This window comes from Clostridium ihumii AP5 (genome assembly GCF_000612845.1).
Taxonomy (GTDB): Bacteria; Bacillota; Clostridia; order Clostridiales; family Clostridiaceae; genus Clostridium_J; species Clostridium_J ihumii.
The window spans coordinates 14,187-36,036 of record NZ_CCAT010000008.1 but is presented as its reverse complement, the minus strand read 5'-3'; the positions used below and the strand labels follow the sequence as shown (position 1 = coordinate 36,036).

At 28.4% G+C, this 21,850-nt stretch carries 26 protein-coding genes; 2 read left to right on the top strand and 24 right to left on the bottom strand.

Annotated elements, in window-relative coordinates:
• Positions 1-13 precede the first annotated feature (13 nt).
• Entirely contained in the window at positions 14-226 is a 213-nt protein-coding gene (locus tag BN346_RS20835; protein WP_074432664.1) for a helix-turn-helix domain-containing protein, read from the top strand.
• A 175-nt stretch (positions 227-401) separates the two neighbouring features.
• Here the strand turns inward: BN346_RS20835 and BN346_RS02075 are convergent, their stop codons facing one another.
• Positions 402-4,340, bottom strand: a complete 3,939-nt coding sequence (locus BN346_RS02075; protein WP_034438852.1) for an N-6 DNA methylase — start codon at positions 4,338-4,340, stop codon at positions 402-404.
• Positions 4,341-5,170: 830 nt separating this feature from the next.
• Positions 5,171-5,659 carry a hypothetical protein gene (locus BN346_RS02070; protein WP_034438850.1) on the bottom strand — a complete coding sequence of 163 codons (489 nt, stop codon included), beginning with the start codon at positions 5,657-5,659 and terminating at the stop codon, positions 5,171-5,173.
• 474 nt (positions 5,660-6,133) lie between these two features.
• On the opposite strand from BN346_RS02070, the gene BN346_RS02065 reads away from it, so the two are divergent.
• Positions 6,134-6,823 carry a hypothetical protein gene (locus tag BN346_RS02065; protein WP_034438848.1) on the top strand — a complete coding sequence of 230 codons (690 nt, stop codon included), beginning with the start codon at positions 6,134-6,136 and terminating at the stop codon, positions 6,821-6,823.
• Between the two features lie 237 nt (positions 6,824-7,060).
• Here BN346_RS02065 and BN346_RS02060 read toward each other — a convergent pair whose 3' ends face one another.
• The 22 genes from BN346_RS02060 to BN346_RS01965 all read right to left on the bottom strand — a co-directional run bounded on the left by BN346_RS02060 (position 7,061) and on the right by BN346_RS01965 (position 21,848).
• On the bottom strand, positions 7,061-8,566 hold the full coding sequence (locus BN346_RS02060; RefSeq protein WP_034438846.1) for a hypothetical protein: 1,506 nt from the start codon (positions 8,564-8,566) through the stop codon (positions 7,061-7,063).
• An 11-nt stretch (positions 8,567-8,577) separates the two neighbouring features.
• On the bottom strand, positions 8,578-9,639 hold the full coding sequence (locus BN346_RS02055) for a nucleoid-associated protein (RefSeq protein ID WP_034438844.1): 1,062 nt from the start codon (positions 9,637-9,639) through the stop codon (positions 8,578-8,580).
• A gap of 218 nt (positions 9,640-9,857) precedes the next feature.
• Positions 9,858-10,598, bottom strand: coding sequence for an N-acetylmuramoyl-L-alanine amidase (locus BN346_RS02050; RefSeq protein WP_051539891.1), 741 nt, complete (start codon positions 10,596-10,598; stop codon positions 9,858-9,860).
• A gap of 3 nt (positions 10,599-10,601) precedes the next feature.
• Positions 10,602-10,796 carry a hypothetical protein gene (locus tag BN346_RS02045; protein ID WP_034438169.1) on the bottom strand — a complete coding sequence of 65 codons (195 nt, stop codon included), beginning with the start codon at positions 10,794-10,796 and terminating at the stop codon, positions 10,602-10,604.
• Positions 10,797-10,808: 12 nt separating this feature from the next.
• Positions 10,809-11,042 (bottom strand): hemolysin XhlA family protein, encoded by a 234-nt coding sequence (locus BN346_RS02040; protein ID WP_034438842.1) that lies wholly within the window; start codon positions 11,040-11,042, stop codon positions 10,809-10,811.
• 212 nt (positions 11,043-11,254) lie between these two features.
• Positions 11,255-11,449 (bottom strand): hypothetical protein, encoded by a 195-nt coding sequence (locus tag BN346_RS02035; protein WP_034438840.1) that lies wholly within the window; start codon positions 11,447-11,449, stop codon positions 11,255-11,257.
• Between the two features lie 157 nt (positions 11,450-11,606).
• On the bottom strand, positions 11,607-11,750 hold the full coding sequence (locus BN346_RS20830) for an XkdX family protein (RefSeq protein ID WP_081770892.1): 144 nt from the start codon (positions 11,748-11,750) through the stop codon (positions 11,607-11,609).
• A 1-nt stretch (position 11,751) separates the two neighbouring features.
• Positions 11,752-12,081 carry a hypothetical protein gene (locus BN346_RS02030; protein ID WP_034438838.1) on the bottom strand — a complete coding sequence of 110 codons (330 nt, stop codon included), beginning with the start codon at positions 12,079-12,081 and terminating at the stop codon, positions 11,752-11,754.
• A gap of 40 nt (positions 12,082-12,121) precedes the next feature.
• Positions 12,122-12,688, bottom strand: coding sequence for a hypothetical protein (locus BN346_RS02025; RefSeq protein WP_034438836.1), 567 nt, complete (start codon positions 12,686-12,688; stop codon positions 12,122-12,124).
• The gene (locus BN346_RS02020) at positions 12,689-13,102 is read right to left on the bottom strand and encodes a hypothetical protein (RefSeq protein ID WP_034438834.1); all 414 of its coding nucleotides are present in this window, start codon (positions 13,100-13,102) and stop codon (positions 12,689-12,691) included.
• Positions 13,095-13,688, bottom strand: coding sequence for a putative phage tail protein (locus tag BN346_RS20340; protein WP_051539887.1), 594 nt, complete (start codon positions 13,686-13,688; stop codon positions 13,095-13,097). Before BN346_RS20340 ends, BN346_RS02020 begins: the two co-directional genes overlap by 8 nt.
• Positions 13,681-14,739, bottom strand: a complete 1,059-nt coding sequence (locus tag BN346_RS02010; protein WP_034438832.1) for a baseplate J/gp47 family protein — start codon at positions 14,737-14,739, stop codon at positions 13,681-13,683. Before BN346_RS02010 ends, BN346_RS20340 begins: the two co-directional genes overlap by 8 nt.
• Positions 14,732-15,154 (bottom strand): DUF2634 domain-containing protein, encoded by a 423-nt coding sequence (locus tag BN346_RS02005; protein WP_051539884.1) that lies wholly within the window; start codon positions 15,152-15,154, stop codon positions 14,732-14,734. The genes BN346_RS02010 and BN346_RS02005 overlap by 8 nt, the downstream gene beginning before the upstream one ends.
• Positions 15,154-15,456, bottom strand: a complete 303-nt coding sequence (locus BN346_RS02000) for a DUF2577 domain-containing protein (RefSeq protein WP_034438830.1) — start codon at positions 15,454-15,456, stop codon at positions 15,154-15,156. Before BN346_RS02000 ends, BN346_RS02005 begins: the two co-directional genes overlap by 1 nt.
• A 12-nt stretch (positions 15,457-15,468) precedes the next feature.
• Entirely contained in the window at positions 15,469-16,461 is a 993-nt protein-coding gene (locus BN346_RS01995; protein ID WP_034438828.1) for an XkdQ/YqbQ family protein, read from the bottom strand.
• A complete protein-coding gene (locus BN346_RS01990; RefSeq protein WP_034438827.1) occupies positions 16,458-16,913 on the bottom strand; it encodes a phage baseplate protein in 456 nt (151 codons plus the stop codon). Before BN346_RS01990 ends, BN346_RS01995 begins: the two co-directional genes overlap by 4 nt.
• Complete coding sequence (locus BN346_RS20335; protein ID WP_051539880.1) at positions 16,906-19,260, bottom strand: phage tail tape measure protein; 2,355 nt, start codon at positions 19,258-19,260, stop codon at positions 16,906-16,908. Before BN346_RS20335 ends, BN346_RS01990 begins: the two co-directional genes overlap by 8 nt.
• Before the next feature lie 3 nt (positions 19,261-19,263).
• Entirely contained in the window at positions 19,264-19,425 is a 162-nt protein-coding gene (locus BN346_RS21475) for a hypothetical protein (protein ID WP_158644437.1), read from the bottom strand.
• 8 nt (positions 19,426-19,433) lie between these two features.
• Entirely contained in the window at positions 19,434-19,847 is a 414-nt protein-coding gene (locus BN346_RS01980; RefSeq protein ID WP_034438824.1) for a phage tail assembly chaperone, read from the bottom strand.
• A gap of 72 nt (positions 19,848-19,919) precedes the next feature.
• Positions 19,920-20,348, bottom strand: a complete 429-nt coding sequence (locus tag BN346_RS01975; RefSeq protein WP_034438822.1) for a phage tail tube protein — start codon at positions 20,346-20,348, stop codon at positions 19,920-19,922.
• 14 nt (positions 20,349-20,362) lie between these two features.
• Positions 20,363-21,427 (bottom strand): phage tail sheath subtilisin-like domain-containing protein, encoded by a 1,065-nt coding sequence (locus BN346_RS01970; protein ID WP_034438820.1) that lies wholly within the window; start codon positions 21,425-21,427, stop codon positions 20,363-20,365.
• A 1-nt stretch (position 21,428) separates the two neighbouring features.
• Positions 21,429-21,848 (bottom strand): phage tail terminator family protein, encoded by a 420-nt coding sequence (locus BN346_RS01965; RefSeq protein WP_034438817.1) that lies wholly within the window; start codon positions 21,846-21,848, stop codon positions 21,429-21,431.
• Between the last annotated feature and the right edge of the window lie 2 nt (positions 21,849-21,850).

Genomic DNA, 21,850 nt, shown 5'->3' with positions numbered 1-21,850 from the left:
GGAGGTATCAAAAATACGTATTAGTTATAACAAATTATGGAAACTACTCATCGACAAAAATATGAATAAGCAGGACTTAAAAAATGAAAGTAGCATCAGTTCTGCATCAATTGCAAAGTTAGGTAAAGGCGATAATATCACTACAGACGTACTACTTCGAATTTGCAAAGCACTAAATTGTGATATATCAGATATTATGGAAATTACTCGAGAAAATGCAGAATAGGTATTTATCATAGGACAAAAGAATCAAATAAGCCTACCCAGATATAAATATTGGCTGGGTAGGCATTTTCTTTTACATCAGTTTTTATCTCAATAAATCCACTACTCTAAATGTAAGCGTAAAAAATTAAGTACCTAGATATGCTATCTAGGTACTTAATTTTTTACGCTTACATTTAAACAAGATATTTTTTCAATATAGATTTCTTCTGAGTCGCATAATTATCCAATTTTGCCTTGAGATTTACTAACTCATTCTCATACTTTTCTATCTCTACGACAATTTCTTGCTGAACAGAAAGTGATGGAAGAGGAACCCTAATTGTGCCCAATAAATTTTGATTTACATTTTTTATATTTGTACCATTGCTTCCTCCTGTCAATCTCTTACGAACAGACGGCGCCACAAGGCAATAATACAAATATTTACTATCAACCATTTTTTTATCAGGTCTTATCCGAATGGTAAACCCAGAATATGAAGTATTTTCCTCAGGTTCTTTATCTATTAACAAAAAACGCCCAACAAGATTTGCCGAACCATTGGATCTGACTACCAATAAGTCTCCTTCATGAAGCAAATAATCAGTGGATATATTACCATCAAGAGTAACCATACCAACAGAATTCCAATCTGGTATTTTATTATCTTTAAAATCCCCAACACCTATAATTTTTATTTCTTCTCCTTGATTGCTCCTACTATAATTTAAACCATTTTTAAATTCAGCGAGGTAGCTTAGTTTTGCTTCTTCTCCAGAAATTTGACCAATCTTATCAGTTATTCTATTGTCAATAGACTCAATTACTCCCTTTGTACGAGTTTCTTCCTCTTCCAATTTTTCAAACTCGGTTACTATCTGCTTCTGAATTGAGAGAGGTGGAATTGGAATTGGAATTGTCAAATATCTCTCTATATCAAGATTCTTTAATCCACTTGAACCATTTTGATACCCAAAAGTTGCTCCTGATTGATAAATATCATTAAGCACTAAATATAAGTATTTTGGAATTACCTCTTTATCTATAGTCCTTAACCGAGCAGTAAAATTTGAAAATGAATAATCTCCTGTTTCTTCCTCAAAAAAAACAACTCGACCAACTGCTTGATTTTGACTCCCCCCGGATTTTTCTATTATAATATCCCCTTTTTCTAATTTTCTTTTTAAAAAGGCATTTTCTTCAACCTCAATCACGGCAACATCATCAAGATTCAATTCACCTTTCATTGTGAAATTTGTATTTCTGATGACATTTACAGTCCTAAATGGAGGCTTCTTACCCGTCCAAAGTCCACCTATAGTTTCTACACAATACCCTAACTTCACTGATTTATATTTGCTCTTTATATCAACATTTCTCACTGCCGTTGTGCGAATAGTCTTATCAAATGTTGTTCTTGAGAAGTCAATCATATCCACTAACCGATAACATTTAACATAATTCATAAGTGATTCAGGAATAACAACATCTTCGCCATTAAAGTTCTTACGAATCATCGTGTTAATCTTATTATCATCCTCAAGGTTAGTAGGATTAAACAAAGGGGTATCTATTGATTTTATCCCTCTTAAACGGTCTACTGTTTCTTGTACTTCATCTACTCCTTCGCCCTCTTGAACCTCTTGTTTAAATGAACCTATATATTTTATGCCTTCATTCCCCTTTGCACCACACCATTCATAACCAAGAAATTTCTTAATGTCTGAATTTTTGGACGGGCTTTTACTTATCAGAACATATGTTTCATTAGCAAGTGCTAAGAGATAATAATAAAGTTTTTCTTTTTCTATTTCAATACAAAAATCTAGCAGGAATTTATTTTTTTCTTGTTCCTGTTGTCCTTTATCTAACTTTTTAAATGTTTTAGTATTAATACGCTTCTTATACTGCTGACGTATTTTTTTTGCTTTTTCTAACCCATCAATTTTCATTTTTGTATCAACAAACAGAGCCTTTTTGTATTCTAAAAATATCTCTGTAGCCATTAATTCCTCACTAGGATTTTTTTGCATGAGTGTACGATATTGAGCCGAATCAAAACCTACATGTAAGCAGTAATTGTCAATAAGACCTTCATCATCGAATACTTCATTTTTGTTATTATTGTCATTAAACCAACATTCAACGCGGTTTTTATAATGTTCGGCGATATCTGGATTGTTGCTTTTTCGGCGCAAAAATAATGTTACAGTGTTTGTACCCGTCTTACCAAATGTGCCCCTTCCAAACTCACTTATTGCGATAATATCAAAATATTTTAATATAATTTCTCGACAACGAATATATATATTCCCATTACTTAAAATAGAGCTAGGTAAAATGATAGCTGCCACACCATTAGCTTTTAACAACTGGCAAGCACGCTCTACGAAAAATGTTTCAATACTATTATTTGTAGTGATATCCATGTCTGTGCTAAATAGTTCATATCTTTCACGTTCTTCTTCTGTTAAAGTTTCAAGAAATCCTTTTACACTATACGGAGGATTTGCCACTAAAATAGAGAATGTGCCATTTTTAATTCTTTCGTTATGAGCAAGCGAATCACCATAAATAATTTGTATATCATCTTCGCCATACATAAAAGCAGATACTTTTGCCACCTTTGAAAGACGATATTCTTTTTCAACACCTGTGATAGCAGCATAATATTCTTTAACGGGAATAGCCTTTTGCTTTTTCACTAATGTTTTTATTTGATTTGCATATTCATTTAAAAAATGTCCTGCACCACAAGCATAATCTATTACTTTCGGAATTTCATCACTACTCTCAATTATCTTTGCAAGAGGAAGCGCCGATACAAGAAAACGTACTATTGGTAAAGGCGTAAAAAATTGTCCTTCACTCTGTTTTATTCCCTGATCAAGAAATCCTTCAAAAAAATCTCCCAAAAATTGATTTTGCTCATCAGTTTTCAACTTGATATCTTGTAACATCTGTACAACCTCTTTTAAAATAACTACATTTTGATTAAAAAGTTGCTCATTGTGTACATCTAAAAAAGCAAAATCATTATTGGTAAAAAATTTCAATTGTCGGAAGTAATCAAGGATTTTGTCACGTGTAGCATCTGGATCATTCTTAAAAAACTTAAATGCATCACTGATTGTTTTCTGGTCTATATATGTTACGTCTTCACTTAAAAACTTTTGCATACCATCTTTATACATTCTTTGTAAACGGTCTTGAAATTGGAAATAATCATCATAGGCTGCTCCACGCCAATAGAATTCAAGTTCATTCGGATGCTGTGTTTCATCCACAATTTTTGCAAGAAATAGATTTACTAGCTTATCAAAAGCATTTTCACGTCCAGATACATTATATTTTCTTAAAGTTGTTGCAAACTTATGATATTTCTTTTGAATTGTATCATTATCTACTTCCTGTAGAGTATTTACAGTGAATTTCTTTTTTCCAATATCATAAACAGGCACATCATCTTCAAATAATCCTTGTGTGCTATAGTCCTGACCATAAGTGTTTTTCCATATTTCAAAATAATCAAATTTCGTTGCATCTCTCTGAAGATCTCTAAAACCTCTCAATTTCTTATTTGATTTTAAAAATTCATCATTATCTTTAAGAGTGACTAAATTAGATGCTGGAAAAAGATTACCATCTTTTAAATCAACGGTGTATAGACAAAGAAACTGTGCTTTCTGAAATGAGTTGAAATAATTAAACAACTGGCCACCATCTTTAATCATTTTTGCCCATGCATCATCAAACTCTTTTCCAGCAGTCTTGCATTCAATTAATAGATATGGATCCCCGTTTTTATCATTTACCAAAATATCCAGGTACGAAGTTGAAAGACCATGCCCACCGACAGCTCCTTTTTCAAGCAAAATACAATCAGGTGAATATCCTTTTTTCAACAATCTAACAATACACTCTAGAACAACAAAGTTTTCAGGCGCAGAAAAGTTAAGTGTTGTATCCCGTTCTGCCACAAGCCCTTCTGGATAGATTATTTTTTTATTTTTAAAATCAACCTTCACATCACAGTTTTGTATATCAAAATGATAAATATACATCTCCCTGTTCACTGCATTATTAAAACCTATAGTTTGTAACATTTCTTTTAAATTATCAATAGTAATCAAAATATCCTCCTCTTTTTCTAAAATCTTTATATACACTAACTGTTTATTTTAACACTTATATCATCTAATTTCTTTTAATATTTTAGATTAGTAAGGTGCCCCATTTCTGTTTATATCCTTAATTCTACCCTATTGTTGGTCTAACCAAACAGCATTTTGTATTAAGTAAAAAGATAGACTTTAACGAGGCCACTGAAAGAGTCAATTTTTTTGAAAAAACACAACGAAATCATGCGGTTTACAAGGTGTAATTTTAGAAAAAACGATACTTTTTCAGTGGCCTCACTTTAACCCATATTTTTCTATATAATTCAAGAATTTTGAATACCCATTTCGAGGTTTTAATCAACTATAATTATACATTATTCTATTCCTTTTGCAAAATGATTATTATATCCTTGGTAGCAAACTTACCGTTTCCACGTAGCGAAAGTGAGTGGGCGTTTTCCTCTATCAACATAAACAAATACGCAAAACCTCTCAACTCTGCGTATTTGTACAACCCCCTAACCCAAAAATCCCCTCAAACCGTAGTCCGAGGGAACATAAAACACACGTCAATATCTACTTAAAATCTTTCAAAGCCTTTGATACCAGGCTATTTCTTTGATATCTTCACAACCGTTTCCACGTGTGGTGTGTGTATTCACTAATATAAAATATCATTTTTTAGGGAATATTTGAATAGATTATGATAACTTATTAACCCTATACTAAAGAATGAAAATTATAATTCAATATATTAGAGCATATTAGAATACATCTAAGAAAATATGTACAGGTGGCAATTAGGTGACAAATTAGAATTTGTCACCTTTATATAAATTTGATTAATTCTTCAGACTTGGTAATACCCATAAATCTTTCGCTTGTGATATAATTTGATTACCTACAACACTTTTAGATTTTATAGATTCTATAAGAGCTTTGTCTATTGTAAATGAAACAACTTTGGCTTCAGAACCATCTTCCATGTCTGCGACTGCCCAATATTGTATTTCATTATAAGCATCCATTCCTTGATTTAATACTAAATCTTCTATGTTAAAACCATTTTGTTGTATAGTTGATCTATTATTCATAGATGGTTTAATTTTTGTTTTTATGACAACAGTATCATTATTAATTGTTGTATTTACTAATTCACCAAACTTCAAAGTAATTTTATTATCGCTCTTCTCTATATTCTCACTTTGTTCTGACTTTATATTATTTGATTCACCATTCTTATTCTGTTTAACATTATTATTTCCACATCCAACAAGCAAACTTCCTCCAATAAAACATATTATAATTGCTTTCAAAAAATTTTTTCTCATTTTAAATTCTCCCCTTAACAAGTACTCACTATATTTTAACAATTTAAGATTAATTATACAAGAAAGTACTTATAAAATACCTATAATTATATAGCATCTAAATAAAAAGGATTTTAAAATTTGAAACATAATAGTTATATTAGAATAGATATTTGTATTCTTATAGGTCTATTTTTTATAGCATTCCTATTTATACACAAAAAACTAATCCTAGGTTAAATACCTAGGATTAATTAGCTAATGCGACTTAATTTTATTATAAAAGTTTATTATTTCTTTTTCTATATACTTTATTCACATCATATTTATCAAGTGGCATAAATATTGAAATTCAAAATATGAATAATGTTCTTTGAAAATTGAATAGTGTATTATTTACAAAATATGTTATAATTGTTAAAAAGATAATCTTAAGTAAAAATTATTTGTATTAGATATACAAATAAACAGGAACTTGTAAGGGAGAAGAGATGTATGAAAAGTATAGAAAAGTCAAAAAAATTTATAAGGAATGGTGATAAAATTAACAACGAACAAGTTAAGGAGTATAAATCAGAAAGTCTTAATAAAATAGATATTGAAACTAAAGAAAATGATGTTAACATAGTTAGATCACCAATAATAAACAGTAATTTTCAAAAGGACACAGAAACAGAACAAACTATTAAAGATAATAAAAAGGAGAAGAAACAAATGAATATAGAAACAGTTAATATTGCATTATCATTGATTTTTTCTTTTTCATTGATTGTAGTGAGTATTGGACAATACATAACTTACAACAAACAAGCTAATATAGCTGCAAACGCAAATAAATTAGTTCAATATCAATATAGATTTGAATTTTATGAAAAGTTGAAGGATTTACAAAAGGATACTTCAATGATTAAGAAAGATCCACAACGTGGTATGGAAGAGTTTGCTGATTTAAATTATAAAATATTATCTCTTTACAGGGAATCATCAATGCTTTTTGATCAAAATATATCTAAGAATATAAATGATATTTTAAATGAACATTTAATTTTTTTAAATGAGCTAAATAATAACGGAATGGATTATGATGAATATAAAAGTGAAATAAAAAAATTGAATGGTGATTATGGAGATTTTATAAATAGTGATAACTTTAAAAAATATTTAGATATCAATATAATAGAATGATATTACTATCTGGAAAAATATATTTAAACAGAAATGCTAAAAATTTAGTAAATAGATTTAATATAAGTTGTAGTAAATAATTTCTTACAATACCGTATTATTCAGAAATGAAGTTACGGTATTTTTTCATCTTTTAAATCATAATGAGAATTAATTTCATGCAAATAAAAAAGCAACCTAAATACTTATTATATATTTAAATTACTTTTTAAGTGCAATATATTCATTAATTTTTTATTATACCATATTCTGAATACACATTAGATTCATTATTATGGATTTTATATTATTATATCCTAATTTATATAATAATATAATCATAATTGCAAGTACTGCTACCCAAAAAATCAAATATACTATAGATTTTTTTATTACATAAATTCTATCTTCATTTAAATATATATCGTTTTTGAATACTTTATCTATATCCTGAGAGTTTAAGACATCATCATAACTATTTTTTACTCTGTAATAAACTTGCTTATATCTTTTAAATTCAAATAATATTTCCAATGTAGAAATAATCATATATACTATTGATCCTATCCAAAGAGCTAAAGATATGTACGTTATATCTTTAGTAAATATATTTTCCAATCTGTTCTCACTAAATGAATTCATTATAACTATAGTTGCAAAAAATGTTATAACAGTAATTATGTTATTAAATAATGCTTTGCATATTCCACTTGCTAGTTCGCTTGTTTTCTGTGTTAAATCGAAAATAAATTCTGTAACTTTAGCTTTTACGCCTAAATATTCCTTTATGTTTTCTTGTAAATATATTTCATGAGCAGTATTTATAGATTCATATAAGTCATTACTTACTGCATCAAGATTTTCATTCAATCCTAATGATAAAATATTCCTTGAAAGACCTATTTTATCACTTATATTGGGGCTTGAGTATACCCAACTATATATATTATAAAGTTGATTAATTACACTATCATCTATATGTTTATCTTTATCTATAACTATACTTAATGTTTTATATCCAATTATACGACAATTAAGTTCATTAACATCTTTAAAAACAGATACATTACTTATAAATACAATAGAACTAATTAATTCTAATTTTCTTATTAAATTATTCAGTAATTTATTTTTACTCATTATAATTATTTTAAAATCTTCTGGAATAAAGCTTAACTTTTCCCCACATATCACAGAACTATTAAGATTTCTCTTTTCTAAAATCTCTTCTCTTTCTATAACTTTGTATGATTTTGTATTATTTTCTAATTTATTCGAGAATATAAATGTATTTGTAATCAATTCATCTTCTATATTCACTAATCTAAATTTACATACTCCACCTTCCCTGTTTTTTTCAAAAAATTTAAATTGTTCAAGGATTGATAAAGTATTCATGTAATTCATAAAACTATCTAAGTTATATATATTAAAAATTTCATTACTTTCATTTCTAGAGATTGTCACATTTAATATATACTTTTCGTCATCATCTTTTGATTTTATAATTTCATCATCTAACTTTTTCAAAAACTCATCTACATCAGTATCATATCTTAGTATAGCTTTGCTTGAAAATTCTGAACTAATATCAATATTTACTTTATCTCCATAATCAAAAGACTTTAATATTGATTTATAAAAATTAGAATCTTTATTAGATATATCATTAAAAGTCACTTCAACTACAAATTCAATCAAATTTTCACTTATCTTTATTATTGGATTGTTATCGTTAACTATTTCAAGCAACTTTTGATACATCTTATTCCCTCCTATTCCTTAAATAAGTTATATACATCTTGATTTACTCCTAATATTTTAAGTACTTTAAATCCATTTTCCATTACACCTTTTATTTTCTTTTTTAATTCATCTGGGTTTCCTTCATAGGATAAATCAATTCCATCACTAACTGTTACTTGTTGTTTTAATCCTTTTTGAACACTTTTTAAGTCAATCTCAAATTGAGAATCAATAGAATATTTTTCAGGTATATTCTTAAGTTCTTTAATCATTTGTGTTTTATCTATATCTAATCTTTCATCTGGTGAAAAGGTTCCCATTAAATAGTCTATCATTTCTGAATGCTTATATTCTGGATTAGATGCAATATAATGATTAACCTTTTGTTGCATAAAATTAAAGTCTTTTGGCGATTTTGCTTTTAAATATCTTCTTAACACTTTATTTACTGATGAATACATAGTTTTGGTATTGTCTGTATTATTTATTAATGTATTTACTTCTAAAAAATCTTCACGCCAATACTTTGCTATAGATGATGCAGTATCGCTGACTTTTATTTCTACAATGTCAAAATTCTCATTCATATCAATAGTGCAGCACTTTAATGTTATTTTCTTATATGGTAATCCATAACGTTTTTTCATTTCTTCATTATCTATATATGGCTCATGTTCTATTTTAGATAATATAAAGCAATAACCTGATTCCGTCTCTACTAAAGCTTGTAATAGACTTCCTTTTGTAATTTTCATTTTTAAATTTTCTTCATGTTTCTTAGCCTTTATTTCAGCATTAAGTAATTGCTCTGCTATTTTTCTCTTATTATCATTTTGTCTTAAAATTTCTTTATCTTCAATAGTTATAGCAGCTTCATCATAATTTTTAGTAATATCGTCTATAAAAAATATTAATTTAGCATCTTTTTTAAATTCACACTTTCTTGTATTAGATATTACCATAAGATCACTTATAACCTGAGAAACATAGTTTTTCACATCATTCTCGCCTAATTTTTTTTCAAAAACCTGTTTAATATCATTATCAATATGATAAATGCTAGAATATAAAATGCTTATAATTTTTTCCATATATCCTCCATCATACTTATATTCTATTAAGCTGTCATCTAGTACAAAAAATTTAATAGAATATCTTTAAATAATCTTTTAATTTATGGTGTTTTCTTCTTAATTTTACTGTTTTTAAATTATTAATACAACCTTTACCATAAAATTCTCAAAATTATTCTAGCATATTTACCATATTGTATCTTTTAATTCCCATTTAATATATTATTTAATAAAAATTACACTAAACTTGCAGCATCTTTTAAACTATCATCCCTATTAGTTCCTGGTCTGCCACCTATTTGAATTATCTTTTCAGCCTTTAACCCACTAACCTCAAAATCACTTTTCTTCATCATTGGACATTGATTTTTTTGTGCTACATATATAGCAGCATTTGCATCCATATCGCCGAAATAAAGTACTATTATTTTCATATCTACTTTCACCTCATTATTTACTGTTTGACCAGTTAATCCTTTTACTATTGCATTAGCTACTTTTTCAGCATTATATATTTTCATATCTGATTGATTATCACAAAAACATACTTCTACAAGCATACTTTCGCAATTTGTACTATTGATTACATATAATTCTGAACCATCTTTTATCCCACGATTTCTAAATCCTAATGCAACTAAGTTATTTAAAATATCATTTGCTTGTTTATAACTCTTCCCCCCATAAGTGAATACCTCTGTTCCATAAGCTTGAGTATTAAAACAATTAAAGTGAATTGATACATAAAAATCTAAATTATTACTATTTGCTACTGATACTCTTCTTCCTAAACTATCTCCTAAACTTGAACAAGTATCTACTGTACAATTAATAACTGTATGACCTAATTGTTTAAGCTTAGATATTACTAAATTACCAACTTCTCTAGTTAAATCACTTTCTGTTCTAACACCTACTGCACCATAATCACTTGAACCTGCATATTTTGTATGACCACAATCTATTCCTATTTTCATTAATTATTCCTCCCTATTGTTTTCTTTAATAGCTTGTCTAGCTGAACTTTGTCCAAAGTAAAATCCTATTATTAGTGTAAACACAGAAAGAAATTCTGTGCTGCTTATTAAACCTTTAATTGATAAAAAGCAAAATACTATAGTAGTTAGCAATGCAATTATCTTTTTTATTTGAAGTAAATTTTTTAAAAATTCCATTTATAACACCTCCTATCTAAATAATCCTGATTGAATCGCATAAAAAAAGAAGCTTACAAAAGCTCCTACTAATAATCCTATAAACCACTTCATTACTATGGTTAATTGTTTTAAGTTTTCACATAAATTCTTTATCTCTGTTTTAAGACTTGCATTGTCTTGTTCAATTTTATCTAGTCTTTCTCCATGATTATTAGTTCTTTTTTCAAGAACCTCTAATTGATGTTGTACTAATTCATCATTCATTTTTTCACCTTCCTATGAAAAAACAAAAAGATTATAATTACGAGACCACTGAAGAAGTCCTTTTTTGAACAAAATCACAACGCAATAATGCGGGTTTGAAGGGTGTGATTTTTAAGAAATTGATACTTTTTCAGTGGTCTCATAATTACCTAATCTTTTTATTATTATATATATTTAAAGTAGCTATATTTAAAAATATAGCTACTTTAAAATTACTTACTTAAATGTACTTTTATAGCTTCATATGTTGCCTTATCTATACTGTATTCAACATCGCCTTCAATAATTACTGAATAAGCTGAAACTTCACCAGTAACAATGTCTTCATCACAATTAAGCTGAATATCATAGTTACTAATTGGTAATCTAACTTTATTTCCATTTAAATCCTCAAAAGTTTTTGCCATTTTAAACACCTCCTGTCAAAATTAATTATAATTGTAATTTTTTAAAAATTCAATACATTTCATTGAAAATAGGCAAAATTAAATACTATTGTTTCTTTAAAAATATTTAGTCCCTACTTCTCCTTTAAATTATTTAATTTTATGTCGTCTTAGATTTCTATTGTACAAAATCTTTTCCAACTATTATTTTATACTCTTCTTTAGTTAATACACCGTTTCTAGTTGCTTTATATATCATAGCATCATCATATATACCCATATCATAAAAAAACTTGTAGTATGCTAAATTGCTATATTCCATACTATTTCACCTCACTCTCTTTAAAATTTTGTCTTATAAATAAATTTATTTTTTCTAACTCAACTTTTATACCTTTTATAGATTCATCATGTTGATTATCCTTATAAGTAAGCAATTGAGTAACTTTTAAAAATTGTTCCTGTAATTTTTCTAGCTTTATTGGTGGAGCATCTACATATATTGGTTTATGTATTTCTCCACTTACATCAACTGCTTGTACTATTTTATCCTTATTATCGGGTACTTCCATAGCTTTAAGCTGTCCAATTATTTTATGCTTTTCTGTTTGCTCTGTAATTATTTTTCCTTGTTCATCATATATAATTAGCAAATTTCATCATCCTTTCTTTTCTTATCAATGTTACAGCTTTTTATTTTAATTCTAATACATAATAATAACTTTTTACAAAACGTGAAACTGTACTTATATATCCACTACTATTCAAGATTAAATTTATCGTGCCATCATCTTTTTTTATTAAATCTTCTGTTATACATAGCATAGAACTAAATTTATTATCATATTCATCTACAGCTGAAGATTTAAAAATTAAACATTTATTTATATCTATATTTTTGCCTAGTTCTATAGTGTTTGTTTTCCCAAAATAAAGTTTGTTTTCAAATTGAAATAAATTTTTAAAATTTTTTAATCTTATAATTTTAATTATATAATTAATATTTTCCGTTGCAGAATTACGTTCTAATTTTATAGAATTATTATTTATTGGATTAATTTTAATCATTATATCGCTATTAAAACCTCCAAAATTTATATCACTTCTTGATGTTATTGTAAAAATTGTATTTGCTTTATCATATTGAGGTACTGTTATTGTATCCATTAAAACATTATTGTTTAGTGTTCCTTTTATAATATCTATTTTTTCAATTTGCAATCCACTAGAACCACCAACATTTACTCTACCATAAGCCATTTATATCGCCCCCTTATGTATTATCATTGTTGCAGTTAAATCTATTTGTAATTCTGTTTTTTTATAAATCCATACCGAACCATTTTCAGCACTTGTGCAAGGCAATATCCCCTCTGTATTTCCAAGTGCAGTATCTCTGCTAGTAAAATTTATATCTACAACATCCTCTTTTTTTATATCTTTATCATGATAATAATATGCATACCATGTATCAAGTGGGTCACCAAAATGTATTCTAGTCCAATTATCTTTGCTTATAGTTATATTCTTTATAATATTATCTTTAGTGTTTGCCTTATCAGAAACATTTTTGAGTTCTATATCTATCTTGTCTAAACTACCATTTATAAATCTAAAATCACAATTTGTATTATCATCATATTTTTCTAACTCATAATTCGTTGTTTTACTCATTCCATCTACTTCCTTTCTGTGTTATTTGAAATTTCAATTCTAATAAGTTTGTTTCTATTAAGTCTTTAACTTTTATATTTATGTCTGCTAATTGCTTTACAGTTAGTCCTAATTCTCTAAGGTCTTTTACAGTATTATATTTAAAGTCATAAATTATCTGTAAATAACATGGTTTATTTTCTTCTACTGCATCTTTTAAATCCTGTAAGTTTGGTGGTATTCCAACAGTACCTACAAATTTAATTGTTAATTCAAAATTACCTGTTTCATCTTCTATTACTTCAACTGTTCCATTGGAGAACGATTCACAAACATTTTTTAAATTACTTCTTGTAGTTGTTGCAGCACCTCTCATTTTTGCCTTTACCACTGTCCTACGAAATTCAATAGGCTTGGTTATATCTGTCGGTATACCGTACACCTCTTCCCAATATTTAAGTCCCCATGTAGCAGTATCTATGAAACATTGGTTAATTATATCCTGTATAAATTCCCTACACTCGTTATCTTCTATATCTGTAGCTTTTTTAATGGCTAAGTTTTCTTTCTGTTCTGCAACAAATGGCGGTATTTTAACATTAAACACTTGCTACCACACTCCCTAAGATTGGAACTTGTAAATCAGTTACAACTATATTTTCTGTTTTACCATTAACAGTTAAATTACTATAGTCTTTTACACCAGTTACATTTAATACGCAATTACAAATTCTACTGTATCTTATAGTGTTATCTTTAAATGCTAAAGATTTTATATACTCACTAACATTGTTTTCTATATCAGTTTTAATATCTTCTAAACTTCTACTACTATCTATTACTAGCTGTACACTTAAATTTATAGCCACTTCCTCTGCACCTTGTACAATAAGTTGTCCACTTAAAACTGGTCTTTCTTCATTTATGTGATTTTTACAGTTATTAATTATTTCTTCTGTTGGTTTTCTTTTATTACCATCTATAATTACAACTGTTACTTTTCCCTTTTCAGGCAGCACTCTAGCACCACCTACACCATTAGTTTCCATAGCCCACAAATAATAGTGATGCTTATTTCCACTTGTTGCAGGAGTTCGGTTTTTAACTAAATAGCGACTATATAAATCATCAATACTTTCTCTGTCAACTCCACCTGTAAAATTATTTGGATTATTTACTTCTAATACACCCACTAGCTGCACAGGCATTTCTACAATTGTATTAGCCATTACATTATATTTACTTCCAACTTCTATAGCTTCTACCTTTACTGTTGTTATTTCTGTAGTAGTTGTGACTTCTTCTAATGTTTTATATTGTAATCCACCTTTAGTTTGTACAATAAAATCTTTAGGTATTTCTGTACCAACTACAGTTTTAAAATCTACAGTTCCAGTTGCTTTAGTCCCTTTTTTTCTATCTGTACCTGATTCTGCACAACGCATTTCAACTGCATTGTAATTGCCAACTGCATAGGCATTTTGAATAAATACTATATCTAAAATATTATCTAAATCATCTCGTATTTTTTCATATTCACAGGCACCTGCACTTAAAACATCTTGTGTATAAGTACCTTCACTTGTATTTACTTCATTGGCAATATTAGAAATCATCCTTTTAAGTATTTCTTCTTTGCTCTGTTTAAATTTATACATCTAGTTTCACCTCCCCATAAACAGTTTTTATTTTTATAGTTGCTATTACTTTACTTCCTTCAAATTTAGATTCTACACCTTCTATACTTTTTATATATCTATTAACAAGTAAACATTCCTCTACAAGCCTATATATTTCACTATCAATAAATTCTTTACTATATCCCTTCCCAATTAACTCTTCAAATTCATTTCCATAGTTTTTACTATATATACGATACTTGTTTCTATTTACTTGTAGAGCTTTCCATATCCATACTTTTATAGCTTCATTTTTTTGTAAAATAATGTTTTTCCCATTTTCAGTATATAAAAAAGAGCCATCATTAAAATTGATGGCATACTCTCGAAACATTGGTAATTGTTCATTATTTTCTATTTGAATTTCTTCTATAAATTCTGGGAAGATACTCATTATATCACCTTCTCTAAAACTACATATTTTTGTCCATCTAAAACTGCATAGCAAACAACCATATTCCCATTATTAAGTGTTGTTTCTAACTCATATTCTTGGCTATCTGTATATTTAAGTATTCTTTTATGCGTTAGTAGATGTTCCGCAACTAATAAATTATCTTTATCTAATTGTAATCCACCTATCTTTATAACTAATGGTTCTATACTTACAATTATCCCTAGCTCAATAGTTGGTGGATTTAATTTTGAGCCTTCTCCTTGCATTAATTTTAACATTTTGCTATAAGGATTATTCAAATTTACATCCTCCTATTCTTCTTTTAAATCCATGTCTTTACTAAAACTCAATGTTAACTGTGTTGCAAATGTACCAGTTTCAACATCCCATGTATGAGTATCTGCATTTACATACATCTTTCTATTGGCTAGTTTAGATATAAAAGGTACTTGTACAGTTACTTCTCTTCCCGTAAGGTATTCATAATTTCCCAGCACTTCACACTCAATCTCTGTATCAACATCATGTATCATATTATTTGCAACTATTTTATAGTTTTTATCTTCTTCTTTTACGTAGTTGTCTTGTAAAACTCCATAACTTTTTATCATGGTGACATTTTGAATAGTATCTATTAAATTATTTTTATCATCATAGACTTTAATTCTATTTATCATATTACCCATACTATCTTTAAAGCCTAGATTTAATAAATTTCCATCAGCAGTAAATACATCTTTACATGGTTTTATAACCTTATCACACTTAAATGCTCCAATATCAGGTACGTTTAATCCCACTCCTGTCATTAAGATATAAAATCTTCTGCCTGTCTGTTTAGAAACTTGGGTATAAAGTTCCATAATTGCATCATACACAGTTTTTTGTGCTATTAATCTATTAATTTTAATGTTACTATTACTTAAACTATCTACTCTTACACCTACTTCTTTGCAAATATCTTGAACTGCACTCATTACAGTAGTGTTTTTAAAGTTTCTAGTTACCTTATTTTTAGTAAGATAATATGCAAGATCAAAGGCTGTAAAATTTAACTCCTCATTAGCATTAATACTTCTATCTATAACAATACCTCGAAATATTTCTTTTCCTTCTAATGTAGCCCAAACTAAATTACCAACACCAACTTGCTTATTTATCTGATGTTTATCCCAAATTTTATAAAACATAGATGCCTCTAATTTTCTTGCAATTTCTGAAAGACTTCCACATATATTTATACTAGTACAAAACTGAGTTAATTCTTGTGCTTGCATTTTATAGCTATTAAAAATTCTAATCATATGACAACACTTCTTCCTTTAATCCCTACAAGCTTATGCTCTCTAAAACTTATTGTAAAATATACATCTCCTGTTCCATCTTGTTCCTTATAACTAAATTCTTCTATAGTACAAGCATTATTAAGTCTTGTTCCTGTAGCAATAAATCTACATATGCCTTTTGAATATTTAATTTGATCTATTATTTTACAGTAAGCGTATGGATCATTTTTAGGCTCACAATCACAAAATGAATATTTTTGTGCTGGGAAAAAACCACTTACAGACCATTCTCTTAATTTATTTTCTCCTGTAATATTAACTTCCCCAAAATTTAACAAATTTATTGTTTTGTTAAGTGAACCAAATTTAACTTCAAAGTTATCAAAGTTAATTGGAAATTGAAATGTCTCTATTGAATTTTTTAACCAATATTCCAATATTACACCTCCATCATTTTCAATTTTATACATTTTGGCTCTGTATCTCTAATTTTCTTACTAATGCATCTGCTATTTTATCTATGTCTGCGTCTTCTCTAACAATTATTTTATCTGCTAACTTTTCTATTACTACTTTAAAATTGCTTTTGCTTTGTTGTTCTGTATTCTGCACTTTAGGTTTAAAAGTTAGCATCTCTTTAGTTGTATTTGCATCATGAACTGCACTTCCCTTTGGCAATTCTAATATCTCTGGTCCATGTTCTCCTATTAAACTTAGACCACCTCCCCAGTAAGAAGTACCTAACGCATTTTTGCCATTAACTTCAATACCACTTAAATCTCCATTTTTGATAAGAGAGATTGTACCTTGTATTGGATGCTTTAACCATTCCTTTATTCCATCCCAAGCATTTTTTATTCCTGCAATTTTTTCATGAAAAATACTGTCTAATATATCCACTAATGCTTGTACTGGAGCAGTTAATAAATCCACAAGTCCACTCCAAAGTGATTTTAAAATATCTATAACACCAGTAAAAGTTTGTTTAACACCTTCCCATGCTTGTTTCCAATTTCCAGTAAATACTCCAATTATAAAGTTTAAGACCCCTTGGAAAACTTTTAATAATCCACCTACTACACCACCTATTACATTTACTACTGCACTTATAACTGTCCCCATTATACTAAATGCTCCACAAATTCCAGTTACAAAAACACCAGCAATAAATATTAGTATTGGTTTTATAATAGGCATTAATTCTTTAATGCTAGTAGCTATTACTTTTATTACTTCTTTAAGTGGAGGAAGTATTTTCCCAGCTAAACTTTTTACCGATTTTGCTATACTGCTAACAGCTTTTTTAATTACATTCTCAAAGATTTTTATAAAAGATTTAACATGTTTTCCACTTATGCTTGTATATTTAGCAATATTATCTCCAACTTTTTTAAATGTAGCACTTATTTTGTCCCAGTTCTTTATTACAAGTAATGCTACTAGTGCTATTGCTGTCATTATCAATACGACTTTATGTCCTGGTGAAGATAGATAGGCCATAACCCCACCTGCTTTTTTAATTCCCTTTGACAAATTACTAATACTTTTTATTGTTTTACCAATCTTTGTCGTAAGTTTACCAAATATTAAAATTACAGGTCCCACTACTGCTGCAATCATAGCAAATTTTACTATAGTTTGTTGAGTTTCTGGACTTAAGCTATTAAGCTTATCTGTTAACTTTTGAACTACTTCTACAGCTTTATCTATTGGTTCTTTAAGATTATCCCAAATCTTTAATCCTAGTTCCTCTAAAGCAGACTTAAGTCTTGTCACCGCACCTTTTGTGTTCTCTTGCATTATTATAGCCATGTTTTCTAATGAACCCTTACTATCAGTTATTTTGCCACTTAATTCTCCATATTCTTCACCAACACCAGCTAATAATTTTTGAAGAGTATCAAGTTGCGTCTTACCTCCAATTTGAGCTAATACTAAATTTCGTTGTTCTTCTGTCATATCCTTAGTTTTATCTTTTAATTCAAGTAGCACATTAGCCATGCCCTTAAATTTTCCTTCACTATCAAATGCACTAAGATTTAATGTTTCCATTGCTTCTCCTGCTTGACCTGCACCTGTAGTTAAATTAACCATTATTGAATTAAGTGCATTACCCGCTTCTGAACCTTTAGTACCCCTATTGGCTAAAACCCCCATAAGTGCACAACTTTCTTCTAATGGCACGTTTAAATTATTAAAAGTTCCACCTGCAACAATCATACCTTCCATAAGTGCATCAATATTAGTATTTGAACTTGCAGACGTTTTTGCAACTTTATCTAAGTAATCTGGCAAGACATCTTTTATATTTTCTATAGATAATCCTAAAGAAGAATATGAATCTGTTACCAAATCTGATGTTCTTCCAAGTTCCAAATTGCCTGCTTCACTCAGTCTAAGTGTTGGCATAAGTGCATCCATTGAAGTTTGTACATCCCATCCTGCTAAAGCCATATATCCCAAAGCATCTGCTGAATCTTTAGCACTTTTTGATGTTGCTGCTCCTGCATCCCTCGCAGCCTTTTCTAACTGCTCCATTTGCTGTGCATTTGCCCCACTTAAAGCCTGTACATTACTCATACTTTCTTCAAAATCCATACCAATTTTTGTTGCAACTGCTCCTATACCAACTAATGGCATTGTTACACTTTTAGTTAAATTTCCACCTATGTTTTCTAATGTTTTTCCAACCTTTTGAGTATCTCTAGCCACATAATTAGTTTGCTTCTGAAAATGAGACATGTTTTCTGTTACATTTTGTATTACTCCACTAAACTCATCTTTTAATCTAATAATTGCATCAAACATGTGAGCCATTAATTATATCTCACCTCTTATCGATTTAGATTCTTTTATTCTATCTTCTATTTCTTGATGCATAAAAGCTCGGAGTATTTTTCTTTCTCCAAGCTTTGCATTATAATATTCTGTTGGTTTAAAATTTTTATAATAAAAGAGAAGATATGCTGTTTGAGCATCCACATCTTCTCCTATAAGTTTTTTATTTCATTTTGTTCCTCTTCGTCTTTTTCGGGTTCATAACCATTTAATTCATTGATTTCTTTATATAAATCATCTAATTCACCTGCTAATAACAACTTCTTCATTAGCTCTTTGGGAGTTACAGCATTAAAATGCTTCATTACATCACTATTTCTAAATATAGGACAAGCTTCTAATATTATCAAAAATTTAACTGCTGACATTCTTGTACCTTTAAATTGTCCTTTTTTTGAAAACTCTACTGCTTGCTCTTGTAATTCTCCTAACCTTTCAGGGTCTATTGCTCTACACTCAAACACTATTTCCTCTCCACCCAATTTTTGTAGCTTTAATGGTACATTTCTATGAGGTGCTTCTATTTTACCCGCATCCATTTTTAATAATTTTTCTATTGTATTCATATTAATTCCTCCATTTTTATATTCATTATATTTTCTTAGTAAAATTAGACACACTAAAATTATTTTAATCATTTATATTAAATCTAAAGGTTCCCAATCTGTAAACGTAAATGGTATACTCTCCTCACCATTTTTCTTAGCTTCCCAATCTGCTAGTGTCAATTCACTAAATACACAATCTTTTAAACAAATTCTTTCACATCCTAATGAATCTGGATCTGACAATTTAGATATTATCGTACATGATGTTTGTTTACCTTTTTTCATATTGTCCGACATTAACTTTATAAAAGTACTATCTGCCTTATTTAGCTTTACAGTACCTTTTCCCTCATATCCAACAACTTTTTTATGCTTTGCTAGACTTCTTGTTTTTTTAATATCTGATGTTTCTAATGTTACCTTTGCTTGTAATCCAATAACATTAGACATATACATATCATCAATCCATAATTCCCCCCATGTACCATTTATGGTATTTTCCGCTCTAAATCCTTCCATGTATATATTCCCTCCTACATCTCAAATTCAAGACTTAAATCTTCCATTGCATCTAATGGACGACATTTTCCTTTTAAAAATACATTAGATCCACTTCCAAGCTCTTCTAAATCTTGTTTATTTAATTTTTCAACATCTATGCCTTTATTTTTGAAGTATGCTTTAAGCTTATTATCATTTATTTCTGTAGAATTTTGTCTCTTTGCTAAAATTTTATCATCCTCTAATGTTTCTAAATATCCATTAACACCTATAGAAAATAACACTTGATTATCATAACTGTTATCATATTTACCTATATAGTCATTCTCAAATGTTCTTCTAATATCTCTATCTATAAGGTCCATAGTGCTAACTATTTTTACTTTTTTATATTCTTCTCCCTTACCTTCACTAGTTGTAGTCAAAGAATTAACTGCTCTTCCTATTTTGCATTTTTCTCCATCATTAATTACTATAAGCTCTCCTGAATCTATTTTCTTATTTGCATCACTTTTCCTTAAATGTGGGTAAATATCTCTTAATTCTTGAAGCACAAAATAAGTAGCACTAATATTCAATGGTGTACCTGCAAAAATGCCTGCAAATCTACTACAATAGTCCTTTGTACTATACTCCTTTGTTTTTGTAATAAATTTTTCTGTTGTAATATTTATAATTCCTTCACTATCAGCCTTACAATTTGGTAATACTGCTTGTACCTTTATATTGTCTTGCCTTAAGCCTTTAATCCAAGTTGCAACTTTGTCAATTTCATTCTCTTCTATAAAAGGTACTGCTAAGTAATCCCAAACCTCTGCTTCTAATTTTTCTAATGCTTTTTCAATACTTTCTTCTGCTGCTATTGAATAATACATTATTTTTTGTGGTATTCTGTATCCTCCTTTAAATGCAAGTTCTATTTGTTCTTTATTGCTTTCATTTAATTCCTTAGGTATTTCTTTTATACTTTCTATAGTAATTACATTTTCTGTAGTCTTTGTATCTCTTAAAATTAAAGCTACAGTACCTTTACTACTTCTTTCTATAGCACTTGCACCTAAGCTTTTAAAAATTATCTCTATACTAGGTAATCCCATATTAACCCTCCATTTCTAAAACTAATGTATCTGCTTTTTCAAACTCTACTTGAAGCCCTGAGCTAGTTTTAAATTCTAAATCAAACTTAATAGACAATATATCATCTATACGTTCTCTCCTAAAATTTCTAACTAGTACCCTTCTATCTTTAATCTTCAATATTGGAAATATCTTAGATTTCAATAGCTCATACATTTTTATATTCTCTAATTCTGTTTTATCTTTAGAAAAATACACTATTTCAACCATAATAATATTTTCTACAGTATTCCTATTTTCTAAGTTACTTTCTAATGGTATTAACTGCATGAAAAAAGAAGGTCTATCAAAACCTTCTTTAACTTCTTGGCCATAAATTTTAAAGCCTATACTTTTCACAATATTATTTAACTCTTCTTTTATATCAACTAAATCAATCAATT